General features: G+C 73.8%; 15 protein-coding genes and 1 pseudogene. 9 read left to right on the top strand and 7 right to left on the bottom strand.

From position 1 onward, the window contains the following. The first annotated feature begins 93 nt into the window (after window positions 1-93). Window positions 94-1,752 (top strand): phospholipase D-like domain-containing protein, encoded by a 1,659-nt coding sequence (locus ACZ3YO_RS26735; protein WP_465573884.1) that lies wholly within the window; start codon window positions 94-96, stop codon window positions 1,750-1,752. A gap of 69 nt (window positions 1,753-1,821) precedes the next feature. Here the strand turns inward: ACZ3YO_RS26735 and ACZ3YO_RS26730 are convergent, their stop codons facing one another. Both ACZ3YO_RS26730 and ACZ3YO_RS26725 read right to left on the bottom strand, forming a co-directional pair. Beyond that, a complete protein-coding gene (locus ACZ3YO_RS26730; protein ID WP_396322366.1) occupies window positions 1,822-2,241 on the bottom strand; it encodes a PPOX class F420-dependent oxidoreductase in 420 nt (139 codons plus the stop codon). Window positions 2,242-2,471: 230 nt separating this feature from the next. Next, window positions 2,472-3,374, bottom strand: a complete 903-nt coding sequence (locus ACZ3YO_RS26725) for a LysR family transcriptional regulator (RefSeq protein ID WP_465573878.1) — start codon at window positions 3,372-3,374, stop codon at window positions 2,472-2,474. 112 nt (window positions 3,375-3,486) lie between these two features. On the opposite strand from ACZ3YO_RS26725, the gene ACZ3YO_RS26720 reads away from it, so the two are divergent. After that, a complete protein-coding gene (locus ACZ3YO_RS26720) occupies window positions 3,487-4,413 on the top strand; it encodes a pseudouridine-5'-phosphate glycosidase (protein ID WP_465573876.1) in 927 nt (308 codons plus the stop codon). Window positions 4,414-4,417: 4 nt separating this feature from the next. Further along, entirely contained in the window at window positions 4,418-5,296 is an 879-nt protein-coding gene (locus ACZ3YO_RS26715; protein ID WP_465573873.1) for a carbohydrate kinase family protein, read from the top strand. A 29-nt stretch (window positions 5,297-5,325) separates the two neighbouring features. Here ACZ3YO_RS26715 and ACZ3YO_RS26710 read toward each other — a convergent pair whose 3' ends face one another. Continuing rightward, window positions 5,326-6,201, bottom strand: a complete 876-nt coding sequence (locus ACZ3YO_RS26710; protein WP_465573870.1) for an SMI1/KNR4 family protein — start codon at window positions 6,199-6,201, stop codon at window positions 5,326-5,328. Window positions 6,202-6,346: 145 nt separating this feature from the next. On the opposite strand from ACZ3YO_RS26710, the gene ACZ3YO_RS26705 reads away from it, so the two are divergent. The 3 genes from ACZ3YO_RS26705 to ACZ3YO_RS26695 all read left to right on the top strand — a co-directional run bounded on the left by ACZ3YO_RS26705 (window position 6,347) and on the right by ACZ3YO_RS26695 (window position 8,365). Beyond that, window positions 6,347-7,336: a hypothetical protein gene (locus tag ACZ3YO_RS26705; RefSeq protein WP_465573868.1), complete on the top strand. Its 990-nt coding sequence runs from the start codon at window positions 6,347-6,349 to the stop codon at window positions 7,334-7,336. A gap of 177 nt (window positions 7,337-7,513) precedes the next feature. Beyond that, entirely contained in the window at window positions 7,514-7,819 is a 306-nt protein-coding gene (locus ACZ3YO_RS26700) for a hypothetical protein (RefSeq protein ID WP_465573865.1), read from the top strand. 108 nt (window positions 7,820-7,927) lie between these two features. After that, window positions 7,928-8,365, top strand: a complete 438-nt coding sequence (locus tag ACZ3YO_RS26695) for a hypothetical protein (protein WP_465573862.1) — start codon at window positions 7,928-7,930, stop codon at window positions 8,363-8,365. Window positions 8,366-8,408: 43 nt separating this feature from the next. Here ACZ3YO_RS26695 and ACZ3YO_RS26690 read toward each other — a convergent pair. Together ACZ3YO_RS26690 and ACZ3YO_RS26685 are read right to left on the bottom strand one after the other, a co-directional pair. Further along, window positions 8,409-9,316: pseudogene (locus ACZ3YO_RS26690) on the bottom strand (aldo/keto reductase). Between the two features lies 1 nt (window position 9,317). Beyond that, window positions 9,318-10,334: an NAD-dependent epimerase/dehydratase family protein gene (locus tag ACZ3YO_RS26685; protein WP_465573860.1), complete on the bottom strand. Its 1,017-nt coding sequence runs from the start codon at window positions 10,332-10,334 to the stop codon at window positions 9,318-9,320. A gap of 87 nt (window positions 10,335-10,421) precedes the next feature. Between ACZ3YO_RS26685 and ACZ3YO_RS26680 the strand changes: the two genes are divergently transcribed. Together ACZ3YO_RS26680 and ACZ3YO_RS26675 are read left to right on the top strand one after the other, a co-directional pair. Further along, window positions 10,422-11,375 (top strand): LysR family transcriptional regulator, encoded by a 954-nt coding sequence (locus ACZ3YO_RS26680; protein ID WP_465573857.1) that lies wholly within the window; start codon window positions 10,422-10,424, stop codon window positions 11,373-11,375. Window positions 11,376-11,433: 58 nt separating this feature from the next. Then, a complete protein-coding gene (locus ACZ3YO_RS26675; protein ID WP_465573855.1) occupies window positions 11,434-12,042 on the top strand; it encodes a GNAT family N-acetyltransferase in 609 nt (202 codons plus the stop codon). A 74-nt stretch (window positions 12,043-12,116) separates the two neighbouring features. Here ACZ3YO_RS26675 and ACZ3YO_RS26670 read toward each other — a convergent pair whose 3' ends face one another. Further along, window positions 12,117-12,698, bottom strand: coding sequence for a CGNR zinc finger domain-containing protein (locus ACZ3YO_RS26670; protein WP_465573854.1), 582 nt, complete (start codon window positions 12,696-12,698; stop codon window positions 12,117-12,119). A 106-nt stretch (window positions 12,699-12,804) separates the two neighbouring features. Here ACZ3YO_RS26670 and ACZ3YO_RS26665 point away from each other — a divergent pair, with 106 nt between their 5' ends. Next, a complete protein-coding gene (locus tag ACZ3YO_RS26665) occupies window positions 12,805-13,668 on the top strand; it encodes an SDR family NAD(P)-dependent oxidoreductase (protein ID WP_465573853.1) in 864 nt (287 codons plus the stop codon). A gap of 15 nt (window positions 13,669-13,683) precedes the next feature. Here ACZ3YO_RS26665 and ACZ3YO_RS26660 read toward each other — a convergent pair whose 3' ends face one another. After that, the gene (locus ACZ3YO_RS26660) at window positions 13,684-14,535 is read right to left on the bottom strand and encodes a cation transporting ATPase C-terminal domain-containing protein (protein ID WP_465573987.1); all 852 of its coding nucleotides are present in this window, start codon (window positions 14,533-14,535) and stop codon (window positions 13,684-13,686) included. Between the last annotated feature and the right edge of the window lie 20 nt (window positions 14,536-14,555).

Below are 14,555 nucleotides of genomic sequence, written 5' to 3'. Positions count from 1 at the left end.
ATTGTCATGCGCAGTTTAGAGAACAAGTTACTTTTCGGTAATCTCAGGTCGTCTCACGGGTGAACCACCCGTCACTTCCTGAAGGAACCACACGTGCACCTCCCCTGGTCCCGCCGGTCCGGCCGCCTCGTGCGGTCGGCCCTGGCCGCCGCCGCAGCCACCACCGTGCTCGCCGTCGCCTCGCCCCTGCCCGCCCACGCGGAGTCCGCGGCCGGCACCACCACCGCCGGCGAGGGCGGCACCACCCACCTCGACGCGGTCGAGCGCGCCCTGCGCGAGGTGGCGCCCGGCCTGGCGGGCACCGTCTGGCAGCGCACGGAGGGCAACAGCCTGAACGCCTCCGCCGACGACCCGGCCGGCTGGCTGCTCCAGACGCCGGGCTGCTGGGGCGACGCGGCCTGCGCCGACCGCCCGGGCACCCGCGCGCTGCTCGCCCGGATGAAGGCGGACGTCGCGGCCGCCACCCGGACGGTCGACGTCTCCACCCTCGCGCCGTTCCCCAACGGCGGTTTCCAGGACGCCCTGGTCGAGGGCCTCAAGGCCTCGGTGGCGGCCGGCCACCGCCTCCAGGTGCGCATCATGGTCGGCGCCGCGCCGGTCTACAACGCCAACGTGCTGCCGTCCCGCTACCGGGACGAGCTGATCGCCAAGCTCGGCCCCGCCGCCGGCTCGGTCACCCTCAACGTGGCGTCGATGACCACCTCCCGCACCGCGTTCTCCTGGAACCACTCGAAGCTGCTGGTGGTCGACGGCCACAGTGTCGTCGCCGGCGGCATCAACGGCTGGAAGGACGACTACCTCGACACCGCCCACCCCGTCTCCGACGTCGACCTCGCGCTGACCGGGCCCGCCGCCGGCTCCGCCGCGAGCTACCTCGACACCCTCTGGGAGTGGACCTGCGGCCGGACCGGTGTGTTCGACAACGCCTGGTTCGCCTCCTCCAACGGTGGCGCCTGCAGCCCCTCGATGGAGCGGGACCTCAACCCCTCCCCGGCCGCCACCGGTACCGTCCCGGTGATCGCCGTCGGCGGCCTCGGCGTCGGCATCAAGGCCAACGACCCGGCCTCCGCCTACCGGCCCGGCCCCGTCCCCTCCGTCTCCGACACCAAGTGCGGCCCGCTCGCCCTGCACGACAACACCAACGCCGACCGGGACTACGAGACGGTCAACCCCGAGGAGAACGCGCTGCGCGCGCTCGTCTCCAGCGCCACCAGCCACATAGAGATCTCCCAGCAGGACATGAACGGCACCTGCCCGCCGCTGCCCCGCTACGACTCCCGGCTGTACGAGGCGCTGGCCGCCAAGCTCGCCGCCGGCGTCAAGGTGCGGATCGTCGTCAGCGACCCGGCCAACCGCGGCGCCGTCGGCAGCGGCGGCTACTCGCAGATCAAGTCCCTCGCCGAGATCAGCGACGTCCTCAAGGCCCGGCTGACCGCCCTCACCGGCGACCAGGCCAAGGCCGGCGCCGCGCTCTGCAGCAACCTCCAGCTCGCCACGTTCCGCGCGGCCCCCGCCGCCACCTGGGCGGACGGCCACCCGTACGCGCTGCACCACAAGCTGGTCGCGGTCGACGGCTCGGCCTTCTACATCGGGTCGAAGAACCTCTACCCGGCCTGGCTGCAGGACTTCGGCTACGTGGTCGAGGACAAGACGGCCGCCGCCCAGCTCGACCGCGACCTGCTGGCGCCGGAGTGGAAGTACTCGCAGGCCACCGCGACCGTCGACTGGAGCACCGGCACCTGCAAGGCCTGACGCCCGACCGCCCCGAACGGTCCCGGGCCGCCGCACGCCTCGGCATGCGGCGGCCCGGCGCCGTCGGGCTCAGCCCTTCACGTCGCGGCCCGCGCTGCCCCTGACGGCCACGTTCCAGCTGATGACGCGTTCGGGGTGCACCCGCAGGATCTCGTGGTCGAAGAAGGACGGGTCCACCGGCGGGACGTCCACGGTCAGGGGCTCGGCCCGGCCACGGATCTCCACACCGCGGCCCCAGCCCGGCGCCGGCGCGTCGGGGTCGTCGGCCGGTGTGAGGTCGTCGACGAGGAAGGAGACCCGTGGATCACGCACCGCGTTGCGGTACTTCTGGCTGGCTGTCATCCCCGGCCCGCCGATGTCGATCGTCCCGTCCTCGTTGAGCCGGAAGCCCACCGGCCGGGTCTGCGGGGCGCCCTGCGGGCCGGAGGTGGCCAGCCGGCCGATCCGCTGGGTGGTGAGGTAGGCGCGCTCCTCGGGGGTGAACACCATGACTGCTGCGCTCCGTTCGGGCATCGGGTGGTAGCCGGACGAGGATGACCGTAGAAGGTGAAGCGGACTTCACGTCAAGCCCCGCAGGAGCCGCCCGGGCGCGTGCCGCCGACCGGAGCCGGACGGCGCCCCGGTGTCGTGGGCCGATCGGCAACGCCCTTTCGCCGTCGGGGTCCTGGGCGACGGCGAGGGTACCGCCGGGCTTTCCCCACGCCGCTCCGGCCGGTCGCTCAACCGGACCCGAGCACGGCCGCCTCCTGTCGGATCAGCTCGCGCAGGGCGGCGAGCCGGGGCCGCTCGTCGTCCAGCCGCCATTGCATCTCCAGCGGCAGGGTGGCCCGGTCGGCGAGCCGGACGGTGACCACGTCCTCGGTCAGGTGGCCCGCCATCGAGGCGGGGACAAGCGAGAACGCGCGGTTGTGCGCGAGCAGGTAGAGCCGCGAGCCGACGATCCGCGGCGGGCTGACCAGCACCGGCGGCTCGACGCCGCGGGCCGAGCAGAGGCCGAGCACATGGTCGTAGTACCGCGGGTGCTGTTCCCGGGACCAGAGCAGCAGCGGCAGGTCGCGCAGCTCATGCAGGTGGACGGCGTGCCGCCGGGCGAGCGGGTGGCGGCGGCTGAGCGCCACCTGCACCGGCTCGTCGGCGAGCTTCTCCCGCCGGTAGCCGGGCACCTCCTCCAGGAAGCGGCCGAGGCCGATGTCGGCGAGCTCGGAGGCGAGCGTAGCCGAGACGTGGCCGGTGTCCACGGCCAGCTCCGCCGGCTCCAGCGCCGGCAGCTCCTGCTCGGCACGGCTGACCACGGCGGGCAGCAGCCGGTTCATGACGCTGGGGGAGGCGACGATCCGGGCCGTCCCCCTCCGTGACTCCTCGTGCAGCCGCACCCGGGCGAGCAGCGAGCCGGCCTGTTCGAGCAGCCGGGCCGACTCCGTGGCCATCACCTCGCCGGCCGGGGTCAGCCGCACCGCCCGCCGGCTGCGGTCGAACAGCTCCACGCCCACCGTCCGCTCCAGCCGGGCCACCTCCTGGCTGACCGTCGGCTGGGAGATGTGCAGGCGCTCGGCGGCACGGCCGAAGTGCAGCGTGCCGGCCACCGCGAGGAAGACTTCGAGCTGACGCAAGGTGAAACCCATAGGCTGAAGCCTATGGGAAGGCCCAGGACTCATTCTGGATGCCGATGCGTACGCTCTCTAGGCTGAGCGCGAGTTGCCACACCGTGGTGGCATCGCAGAGAGAGCTCGTGCCATGACCGGACTGCCCATCCGTATCTCCGACGACGTCGCCCGGGCCGTTGCCGCCGGCGCCCCCGTCGTCGCGCTGGAATCGACCATCTTCACGCACGGACTGCCCCGGCCGCGCAACCTGGAGGTCGCGCTGGAGGCGGAGGAGCAGCTGCGGGCCGCCGGGGTCGTCCCGGCCACGATCGGCGTCTACGCCGGGGTGCCCACGGTCGGGCTCGGAGCGGAGCAGATCAAGGAGCTGTCCGAGGCGGACGACCTCGACAAGGCGAGCCTGCGCGACCTGCCGGTGGTCGCGGCGCTCGGCCGGCACGGCGGGACGACCGTTGCCGCCACCGCCTTCCTCGCCCACCGCGCGGGCATCCCGGTCTTCTCCACCGGCGGCCTCGGCGGTGTGCACTTCGGGGCGTCCGAGAGCTTCGACGAGTCGGCCGACATGACGACGCTGGCCGTCACGCCCGTCACCGTGATCAGCGCGGGCGTGAAGTCGATCCTCGACATCCGGGCGACCCTGGAGCGGTTCGAGACGCTCAACATCCCCGTCATCGGCTACCGGACCCGCCAGTACCCCGGCTTCTACGTCACCGACTCGGGCCACCGGATCAACTACCGCGTCGACTCGCCCGAGGAGGCGGCCCGGGTGATCGCCGCCCGGGACGGCCTCGAACTGACCCAGGCCGTACTGATCGCCAACCCGGTCGACCCCGCCAAGCAGCTGCCGCCGCAGGAGCTCGACGCCCTGCTGGCCCGCGCCTGGGCGGAGGCCGAGCGCCAGGGCGTCACCGGCAACGCCTCGACGCCGTTCCTGCTCGACTTCATCCAGCGCGACACCCAGGGCCGCAGCCTGGACGTCAACGTCGAGGTCTACCGGGGCAACGTGCGGCTCGGCGGGCAGATCGCCACCGCGCTCGCCGCCCTGCGGAACGAGGCGTAGGCGCATGCTCGGAGTACTCGGCGACCTCGTCGAAGACATCGTCGTCTGGGTCGACGGCCCGCTCCGGCACGGCACCGACACCAGCGCCAAGGTCTTCCGGCGGCGCGGTGGCAGCGCGGCCAACGTCGCGAGCTTCGCCGCCGGCCAGTGCCCCGTGCGCTTCCTCGGCTGCGTCGGCGACGACCCGGCCGGGGACGGCCTCGTCGCCGAACTCACCGGCCACGGCGTCGATGTGAGGGTCGCACGGAAGGGCCAGACCGGCTCCATCGTCGTCCTGATCGACCAGGCCGGCGAGCGGACCATGCTCCCCGACCGCGGCGCGGCCACGCTGCTCGACATCGTCCCGGACACCTGGCTGGAAGGCCTGAGCCACCTGCACGTGCCCGCCTACTCCTTCGACGGGGAACCGGTCGGCACCGCCGCCGCCGACGCCCTCCGGCGGGCCCGCCGTGCGGGCTGCACCACCTCGCTCGACGCCTCCTCGACCGGCATGCTCGGCCAGTTCGGCCGCGAGCGGTTCCTCGCCCTCGCCACCGAGCTGGCCCCCACCCTGCTGTTCGCCAACCGGGAGGAGTCCGCGTTCCTCGGCCTGTGGGCCGACGGCAGCCCGGGCCCCGAGCGCGCGCGGCTGGCGGCCACCACCGTCGTCACCAAGTCCGGTGCGGAGGCGACCGTGGTGGACGCCCCCGGGCAGGCGCCGTTCACCCTGCCCGTCCCGCCGGTCGGCGAGGTCCGCGACCTCACCGGCGCCGGCGACGCGTTCGCCGCCGGCTTCCTGGCCGGCTACCTCGCCGACGGCGACCTGCGGGCGGCCGCCGCCCGCGGGCATGCGCGCGCGGCGAAGGTCCTGGCCTCGCCGGGGGCGACCTGCGGCGAGGGGTGACCCCACGGCTCCGGTGGGGCGCGGGGGGACTACTCCCCGTCCCAGGGGGTGGCGGCCAGGACGGCGCCGCCGGCCCGGCGGGCGTAGCGGCAGGTGACGGGAAGTCCGAAGTCGACGCGGGCGGGGCCGGTGACCGCCCGCAGGTCGGCGAGCAGGGCGTCCCCGGGCAGGCCGGCGGCGGCCTCCCGGAGGACGGGGTCGGTTGCGGCCCGGGCCTCGGGCACGGTGACGGTGTCCACCGTCGGGGGGCGGTCGTCCAGGGCCAGCCAGTGTTCGGCGAGGCGGTTGCCGAAGGCCCGGGTGGCGGCGGGGGTGGCGACGCCGTCCGGCCCGGTCTCGATGCCGCCCCCGGCTCCGGATTCGGCTCCGGCCTCGGCTCCTGCTGCGGTGCCGGCTCCCGCCGGGGTCTCGGCTCCGGCCTCGGCGAGGGCCCGGAACGCGCAGTCGGCGACCTGGTGGAGCCAGGCCGGCAGGGACGGTGCGACGCGGGCGGTGTCGGTGGCGTCCCAGAACCGGAAGAGCGGTCCCCACGCCCCCGTGTCACCGTCCACGTCGACGTAGACGTGGCCGTCACCGTGGTCGGTGTAGACGAACCAGTGGCTCCCGGCGCCGCCGGCGTGGTCCACGTACCAGCTCACGTCGGAACCGTGGTAGCGCCCCTCGTTGTACGGGTGCGCGAAGTCGAGGTGCTCGTGGGAGGTGTGGCCGTTCACCGCGGAGCGCGTGACGGCGAACCGCACGCCCCCGACCGACCGGAACAGCACCCGGATCTCCTCGGGCACCGGGACGGGCCAGGCGTCCATCTGCGCGTCGCTGATCCCCGGGTCGAGGGAGACCAGCCCGGAGGAGGCCTCCGCCAGCCGGTGCAGCAGCAGTGCCGTCCCTGCGGTGTCGAAATCGGTCATGGCTGCCCCCGGGGTGCTCGTGTCGTGGCTTGCGGGCCGACCCTATCGCCGAGGTGGGACAAACCCGGTGACAGGGGCTGACGCGGACGGTGGTCGCGCCGTTATGGTGAGTGACGGTCGAATCGGCTGGCGGGAGGTCGGAGCTGTGGCGGTCACCGAGGTCAAGGTCCACCAGGACAACGTGCGGCTCCATGCGACGAAGCGCTGTGGAGGGGCGTTCGAGCCGGTCGCCTCGGTGGAGCTGCCGGAGCAGGTCGAGGTCTACCGGACCAAGGGCAACTGGGGCGAGGCGGTGGCCTGTTCCGAGGCCGAGCGCGAGCAGTGGAGCGAGGCGGCGAGCACCTTCCTGGCCGCCGTGTCCCGTGCGCTGGAGGAGCTCTACCGCGCCCACGGGGGCCGTGGCGGGGCGTTCGACCTGGAGCAGGGCACCGGGGCCTGGCGCATCATCCCCGCCCCGCGTCACTGGCCCGGCTGGAAGCAGCGGGCCGTCGAACGGTCGGAGGCCGCCCAGCGTGCGTTCCTGACAGAGGTGCAGCGCGCGACCGAGGCCTACCGGCCGGTCCGGGAGGAGATCGACCGGCGCCTCGCGGAGCAGCGCGCGGTCCGGGAGGAGGCCGAGCGGGCCCGGGCACGGGAGGCGCAGCAGCGCCGCGCCGTTCTGGTGGAGGTGGCCGCCCGGCGGGTGTGGCTGTACGAGGTGGGCGAGGCGGCGGGGGAGGAGGAGGCGGGCGAGGGCGACGGCGCAGTCCGGGTCCGGGTCTTCCGGACCGACCTCCCGCCGATCGCCGCGGACCAGGCCGATCCGCCCCGGGAGTCGCTGACGGCGAGGGAGTTGGAGAAGGACCTGTACGCGCTGGCGCGTGCCCAGGAGGCCGGCGGGATCGCCCTGCGGTGGGACGAGGCCGCCCAGGCCGCCGTCGAGGAGGAGTGCCTGGCGCGGGGCGTCTCCGTCGCCTTCGCCCAGTGGTGGCGCGAGATGGCCCTGCACAGCTGGTCGGTGAAAGAGGACGGCCCGCAGCCGGTGCGGCCGAGTCCGCCGGGCTCCGGCCCCCGTCCCAGCTTCGGCGGCACCGGCATGGGCGGCACCGGCGGCTTCACGGGCGGGCACAGCTACGGCGGTTTCGGCGGCTACTGACCGCGCCGGGGCGACGGCCGGCCCGCCCTTCCAGCCCCGCCGCGGGCCTGCCGCCCGTCGCGCCGCTCGCCCGACCCACCGTCGGCCTGCCGCCCGCCCGGCCCGGCGGGACGTCCTGCCGCCCGTGCCGTCACCCGGCCCGGCGGACTGTCGGTCCGGGAGCCTACGATGCGGTCCATGTCAGTCAACATCGATCTTCACCTGAGTATCGGCAACCTCGGCAGCCGGGAGGAGGCCGAGCGGGCTCTGCACGCCATAGTCGGCCTGTTGCGGGAGGAGGGCATCGAGGACGAGGTGCCCATCGGCTGGGTGGAGGACGGGGGTGAGTTCTTCGTGACGGGCGAGAGCAGCTATCCACTGATCATCACTCGGTTCTACCGCTGGCGGCCGATGTTCGAGGAGGCCGTGGCCCGCGTCGTCGGCGAGGCCGCTCCGGCCGCGAAGGCCACCGTGACCTGGGGCTACCCCGACGAGGAGGTCTGAACGGCACCGCCGGACCGCTGACACGCCCACGGACGGCGGAGCGTCCGCCGCCGTGAACCGCCCGTCCGGTAGGGATGGCTCGTCCATCGCCTACCCGGAGGGTCCGTCATGTCCCCGAACGCGCCTAAGTCGCTGAAGTCCGCCGCCCGCGCGGCCTGTTCCGTCCTGCTGCTCGCCGCCCCGCTCCTGCTCGCCCAGCCGGCCGTGGCCAACAACGGGCCGAAGACGCCCGAGGAGTCCGCCGCCTGCCAGGGCGTCCTGAACACGCTGCTCGGCGGCTCGCTGTTCGGCGCGGGGGGCGTCAGCGCGGTCTGCGCCGTCCAGCCGGCCGACGAGCCGGGCCAATCCGCCTCCTCCGGCCCGTCCACCCGCGGCGCCGTCACCTACGACCTTCCGAAGATGCGGCAGGAGGTCGCCGACCTGCGGAGCAAGGCCGTCGCTCTGGACCGGCTCGGCGAGCACGAGGCCGCCCGCAAGGCCCGCGCCGAGGCCGACGCCCTCCAGCGCCGGATCGACGAGATCGTCCGGGCCGAGGAGAACAACTGACCCTCGCGGTGCCGCCTGCCCCGGACGTGTCCGGGCGGGCGGCTCACCCGGCCGCCGGCTCCCCGCCGGGGATCAACGGCTCCTCCAAGGCCGCGAGTTCGGCCGGTTCGAGGACGAGATCGCCGGCCGTGGCGGAGTCGCGGATGGTGGCGGGCCGGCGGGCTCCCGGGATCGGGACGACGGCGGGGGAGCGGGCCAGCAGCCACGCCAGGCCGACCTGCTGGGGCGAGACACCGCGGCCGGCGGCGATCCGGTGGAAGGCACTGCGCTCGACGGCGGTGTCGTCGGGGTCGTCCAGCACGCTGCGCGACAGGCCCCCGAGCGGGCTCCACGGCAGGAAGGCCAGGCCGAGGCGTTCGCTGAGCCGCAGCTCCCGCTCGGCGGCGCGGACGGCCGGGAGAACCGGTTCTGCACCGCGACCAGGCCCGGGCCGAGGATCTCCCGGGCCGTCAGGATCTGCTGCTCGTCGACGTTGGAGAGGCCGGCCGCGCGGATCTTCCCGGCGTCCAGCAGCTCGCGCAGGGCGCCCACCGACTCGGCCCACGGCACCCGCGGGTCGGGCTTGTGCAGTTGGTAGAGGCCGATCGCCTCCACCCCGAGCCGCCGCAGCGAGCCCTCGCAGGCCCGCCGGAGGTGCTCCGGCCGTCCGTCGACCGTCCAGGAGCCGTCACCTGGCCGGCCGCGGCCGCCCTTGGTGGCGACCAGCACGGCCGCCCGCTCGGCGGCCGGCCGGGCGGCCAGCGCACGTGCCACCAGCCGCTCGTTGTGGCCGAGTTCGCCGGCGTGCCAGTGGTACGAGTCGGCGGTGTCCAGCAGGGTGACGCCGGCGTCGAGGGCGGCGTGCAGGGTGGCGAGGGCCGCGTCCTCGTCCGGGCGGCCCTCGACCGAGAGCGGCATCGCGCCGAGGCCGATCGCGCCGACGGTGACGCCGCCGATGGTCCGCTCTCGCATGTCAGGCCGCCTTTCCGGGGAGAGCCGCGTCGGAGACCTCGGAGACCTCGGAGACCTCGGAGCCCTCGGTGGCCTCGGCGACGGCGCCGGGCAGCCACCGGGCCGTCGGTGAGAAGCGCAGGCCGAGCTCGGCCGCCCGCCGGCCCGCCATCGGGTACCAGCGGTCGAAGGAGAACGGCGAGGCGTCCGCGCCGTCCGTGAACCGGTAGCGGGCGGTGGTGCCCAGCCGTTCGGCGACCAGCTCGCTGAGGGCGACCACGTCGAGCGCCCCCTCGGAACCGGCGTTGACCGGGCCGACCGCCGCCCCGGCGGCCACCTGCACCAGGGCGGCGGCGATCTCCTCGTGGTGGACGAAGGAGGTCGGCTGCGGCTGCGCGTGCACGGCGACCGGCCGACCGGCCGCGATCAGCTCGGTGTAGTGGGCCAGCCGGCCGGTGAAGTCCCGTGCGCCGCCGCCCAGGACGTGTGCGCTGCGCACGCTCGCCCAGGAGAACGGAGGGTCCCCGGCGAGCACCGCCTCCGCCTGCCGCTTGCCCTCCGCGTAGCCGGTCGCCTCGTCGAAGTGCCGGGCGAGCGCCGCCGGATCGTGCCACGGCAGCGTGAGGTCCACCGGCCAGTTCGCGGGGTCGACGGCCTCCTCGGGCACCGGCACGCCCGACACGGTGCGCACCAGTGGCGAGGTCGCCGGGTCGTATACCTCCATGGTGGAGGTCATCACGTACCGGCCGGTGCGGCCGGCGAAGACCCGGCGGGCCACCGCCGCCTGGGCCGGGGTGTACAGCACCTGGTCGATCACCGCGTCGAAGGTCCGGTCGCCGAGCGCGGTGGCCAGTGCGGCCTCGTCGGACCGGTCGGCGACCACGTGGTCGACGCCGGGCGGCGGCGGGGTGGCACCGCGGTTGACGACGGTGACGCGGGTACCGGCCTCCCGCAGCAGGGTGACCAGGTGGAGACCGAAGTACCGGCTGCCGCCGATGACGCAGACGCTGTGCAGTCGGTTGCGCGTGATGTTTTGCATAACCCCCACTCTGCTGCCGTATCGTCCCCAGCAGAACTACCGACCTGCTGAACGCGTCATCAGCAGAACTGTTGACTGGGGAGCGCGATGATCGACGTCCGACGGCTGAGCATGCTCCAGGCGGTAGCCGAGCACGGCAGCTTCAACCGGGCGGCAGCCGCGCTGCTGCTCACCCCGTCCGCCGTCTCCCAGCAGATCGCCGCCCTCGAACGGGGCCTGGGCACGGCGGTGGTGGAGCGTTCGACCCGCGGGGTGCGGCTTACCGAGGCCGGGCGGCTGCTGGTGGAGGCGGCCGGCGCGATCGACGCCGAACTGCGCAACGCCCGCGAACAGATCGGCCGGCTCGGCGCCGACCGGCCCCGGCTCACCCTCGCCACCTTCACCAGCGGCGGCCGGCGCCTGCTGCCCGCCGTCCTGGCCCGGTTCGCGGCCGACCACCCGGAGGCCGAACTGCGCATCCTGGAACGGGAACCCGAGGACAGCCTGCCGATGGTCCGCGAGGGCACCGCCGACCTCGCCCTCGCCTACCACTTCGACGGCCCGCTGCCCGTCCTCCCCGGTGACCGCTCCGGCCTCGACTGGACGCCGCTGATGGACGACCCGCTCTCGGTGGTGCTGCCGGACGGGCACCCGCTGGCCGACCGGGACGCCGTCGACCTGGCCGAACTCGCCGGGGAGCGCTGGGTGCTGGGCTGCCTCAAGACCGAGGACTTCCTGCGCCGGCACGCCGCACTGGCCGGCTTCGAACTCCGGGTGGCCGGCTCCACCACCGACTACTTCTTCGCCCGCTCGCTGGTCGCCGCCGGCGTGGGGGTCTCGCTCGTCCCGTACGTCGCCCTCGAACCGGCGCAGCCCGGCACCCGGGTGGTCCCGGTGAAGCCCCCGCGCCCCGCCCGTCACTTCGGCGTCGCGCTCGCCCGGCGCCGCCGCCCCAACCCGTACGCCGAGGCACTGGCCGGGCTGCTCCGCGAGCACGTGGCCGGTCCGCCGTCCGGGTCCCGTCCGCGCTCATCCGCGCTCATCCGCGCTCATCCGCGCTGATCTGCGCTGATCCGCGCTGATCCGCCACGATCGACCGGCCAGGACCTAGGGTGAACGGATGACCTCCCCCTACCCCCACGTCCCGGTGCGGACGGCCACCTCCGCGGACATCGACGCCGTCGTCACCACGCTGACCAGCGCGTTCTTCCACGACCCGCTCTGGGGCCCGGCCTTCCCCGACGTCGAGCGGCGCGCCGAGCAGGCGGCCGCGATGTGGCGGCTCTACGTGACCTCGGCGCTGCGCTACCCCTGGCTGCTGGTGACGCCGGGTGTCGAGGCCGCCGCCGTCTGGATCCCGCCGGGCGGGCGCGAGCTCACCGAGGAGGAGGAGAGCGGCCTCGAAGGCCTGCTGGCCAGGACCACCGACACGGAGACGGCCGGGGCGATCCTGGCGATCTACGACCAGCTCTACGCGGTCGCCCCCGAGGAGCCCTGCTTCTACCTCACCCTGCTCGGCACCCACGACGACCACCGCGGCAAGGGGCTCGGCATGGGGCTGCTCGCCGAGAGCCTGGCCCGGATCGACGCGCTCGGCGCCCCCGCCTACCTGGAGTCGTCCAACCCCGCCAACCTGGACCGCTACCGGAGCCTCGGCTTCAGCCCCCGCGACGAGCTCACCACCGCCACCGGCCACGTCGTCACCACCATGTGGCGCCCGGCCCGCTGAGGACTTACCGGTGCCGCGTCAGGCGACGTTCGCCCTGACTGCCCGCCACCCGGACCGGCTCACCGGGTGCTCGGCTACCGGCCGGCCTCCTTCGCCTTGCGACTCCGGTAGGAGCGCATGGCGACCTGGGCTCCGCAGCGGTTCGGACTGCAGTAGGCGGCGGAGGAGTTGCGCGTACGGTCGTAGAACCCGAGGTGGCACGGTGGGTTCCGGCAGGCCTTGAGGCGCATCCAGGAGCCGCGAAGAGCGACGTCGGACGCTGCCGCGAGCATCCCGGCGAGCGCACCCGGCACCCCGCTCCGGACGGGCGTGAGCCGGACGCCGGAGGCGGTGATCACAGGGGCCAGGGGGTACAGCTCCGCACCCCGGCGCAGGTACTCCTCGGCTTCGGCCCGGCCCGGCTCGTCCTGCTCGCCCGCGTGCGCGAGCAGCACCAGGACCAGAGCGTCCCTCAGTTCACGGGCGGCGGCGGCATCGGCGTCCGTGACCAGCGCGGCGGAGTCGATCAGACCCTCCTGTCGCAGCCACCGGGAGAAGGCGGCACCGTCGCGGAGCTCCTCCCGACTGCCGTCGATCGCACGGGTGTTGACGAACGTGAGGACGGTCTCAGCCGCCGCCGAAGGGGAGAGCATCGACCCGCTCGCATCCATGGCCATGAGGTCCACAGTACCCGATGCGGGAGAGGCGTCACCTCTGACACTCATAGACATCAGCGCGAACCCGGGCTTGTAAGTTAGTAGCTATCTGCCTATGGTCATAACCATGACGAACAGCGGCAACACCACGGACACGCCCCGCACCTGGTTCATCACCGGCTCCTCCCAGGGCCTCGGCCGCGCACTCGCGCTGGCCGCACTCGACCGGGGCGAGCACGTCGCGGCCACCGCCCGCCACAAGGAATCGGTCGCCGACCTCGTCGACCGCTACCCCGGCCGGGCCGTCGCGCTCGAACTCGACGTCCGCGACGAGGGCGCGGCCCACCGCGCCGTCGAGCAGACCCTCGCCGCCTTCGGCCGCATCGACGTGGTCGCCAACATCGCCGGCTACGGACTCTTCGGGGCTGTCGAGGAGGCGACGGACGCGCAGGCCAGAGCCGTCTTCGACACCAACCTCTTCGGGCCGCTGAACGTGCTCCGCGCGGTGCTGCCCGTGCTGCGTGGGCAGCGTTCGGGCCATGTCATCCAGGGATCCTCGCTCTACGGGCAGTCCGCACACCCCGGCGTCGGCCTGCTCTCGGCGAGCAAGTACGCGCTCGAAGGGCTCTCCGACGCCCTGGCCGCGGAGCTCGCCCCACTCGACATCAAGCTCACCCTGATCGAGCCGGGCTACCTGGGGACCGGCTTCCTCTCCCACCTCGTCTTCGCCGAACCCACCGCCGACTACGACCCGACCGTACGCACCGTCCAGAGCTCGCTCGGCGGGCTTCCCCCCGAGGCCTTCATCGATCCCGCCCGAGTCGCCGCGGCCGTCCTGACCGCCGTCGACGCCGCACGCCCGCCGCTTCGCCTGGCCCTGGGGCGCGCGGCGGAGGACGGCCTCCGGGAGGCGCTGACCGCACGTCTCCAGGAGCTGGACGACTGGGTCGCCGTCACGCGCGGCGTGGACAGCGCTCCCCAGCCGGTCTGACCCGCCGGGGGCCCTTCACCAGCCGGCGGCCGCAGCCGGCCGGCCGGCCGGCCCACCGGCCGGCCGGCCTGGCGTCAGGCCGTCGTCATCGCCCGGCGGGACATGAGCTTGCCCGCCTCCCACAGGAGCAGGAAGTGCGATGGGGGCCAGCAGGGCCCAGCCGAACTGGGCGAGGGTGATCTCGGTGGTGCCGAGGATGCGGCGGAAGGCGTCCATCTGGGTCACCAGGACCGCAAGGACGAACTCGGACAGCGCTGCCAGGTTCATCGGCCTGCTGTCGAAGGTGCTGGTGGTCAGCACGGTGGCGCGTTCGCTGCGGCATTCGTAGGCCGCCACGATCAGGCAGCGTACGAAGGCGGTGAAGGCGATCGAGCTGCCGGTCTTCAGGCTGCCGTAGTGGTGCTCGCCCAGCTCGATCAGCAGGAGCAGGGCCACGGTGACGGCCAGTCCGCTGAGCCCGACGGACCTGGTCAGCAGCGATTCGCCGCGCGGGCGCGGGGTGCGCCGCATCAGGCCGGGGCTCGCCAGGTCGAAGCCGAGGGCGAAGCCGAACGGCGCGTTGACCATGAAGTGGATCCACAGCACCTGTGGCGGGGTGAACGGCTCGCCGGCGGCGATGTTGAAGACCGTCGCGCCGAGGAAGGTCAGGACGAAGGTGACCAGCAGCATCAGGACGAACCGGACGTTCTTGGTGAGGTTGTCGTAGAGCTTCCGCCCCTCCTCGACGGCGTACACGATGGTGGCGAAGTCGTCGTCGGAGAGGATCATCCGGCCGGCGTTCTTGGCCACGTCGGTGCCGCTGCCCATGGCGATGCCGATGTCGGCGGCCTTGATGGCGGGTGCGCCGTTGACGCCGTCGCCGGTCATCGCCACGACGTCGCCCTTCT

The sequence above is a fragment of the Kitasatospora sp. NPDC022785 genome, assembly GCF_055561295.1.
This window is presented reverse-complemented; position numbering and strand designations above follow the sequence as displayed.

Excerpts from the sequence above, each read along its gene's own strand:
- ACZ3YO_RS26720 (WP_465573876.1), top strand. The coding sequence starts at position 3,487 with ATGACCGGACTGCCCATCCGTATCTCCGACGACGTCGCCCGGGCCGTT.
- ACZ3YO_RS26680 (WP_465573857.1), top strand. The coding sequence starts at position 10,422 with ATGATCGACGTCCGACGGCTGAGCATGCTCCAGGCGGTAGCCGAGCAC.
- ACZ3YO_RS26660 (WP_465573987.1), bottom strand. The coding sequence starts at position 14,535 with ATGACCGGCGACGGCGTCAACGGCGCACCCGCCATCAAGGCCGCCGAC.
- ACZ3YO_RS26695 (WP_465573862.1), top strand. The coding sequence starts at position 7,928 with ATGTCCCCGAACGCGCCTAAGTCGCTGAAGTCCGCCGCCCGCGCGGCC.
- ACZ3YO_RS26665 (WP_465573853.1), top strand. The coding sequence starts at position 12,805 with ATGACGAACAGCGGCAACACCACGGACACGCCCCGCACCTGGTTCATC.
- ACZ3YO_RS26730 (WP_396322366.1), bottom strand. The coding sequence starts at position 2,241 with ATGGTGTTCACCCCCGAGGAGCGCGCCTACCTCACCACCCAGCGGATC.
- ACZ3YO_RS26675 (WP_465573855.1), top strand. The coding sequence starts at position 11,434 with ATGACCTCCCCCTACCCCCACGTCCCGGTGCGGACGGCCACCTCCGCG.
- ACZ3YO_RS26715 (WP_465573873.1), top strand. The coding sequence starts at position 4,418 with ATGCTCGGAGTACTCGGCGACCTCGTCGAAGACATCGTCGTCTGGGTC.
- ACZ3YO_RS26670 (WP_465573854.1), bottom strand. The coding sequence starts at position 12,698 with ATGGCCATGGATGCGAGCGGGTCGATGCTCTCCCCTTCGGCGGCGGCT.
- ACZ3YO_RS26725 (WP_465573878.1), bottom strand. The coding sequence starts at position 3,374 with ATGGGTTTCACCTTGCGTCAGCTCGAAGTCTTCCTCGCGGTGGCCGGC.
- ACZ3YO_RS26700 (WP_465573865.1), top strand. The coding sequence starts at position 7,514 with ATGTCAGTCAACATCGATCTTCACCTGAGTATCGGCAACCTCGGCAGC.
- ACZ3YO_RS26710 (WP_465573870.1), bottom strand. The coding sequence starts at position 6,201 with ATGACCGATTTCGACACCGCAGGGACGGCACTGCTGCTGCACCGGCTG.
- ACZ3YO_RS26685 (WP_465573860.1), bottom strand. The coding sequence starts at position 10,334 with ATGCAAAACATCACGCGCAACCGACTGCACAGCGTCTGCGTCATCGGC.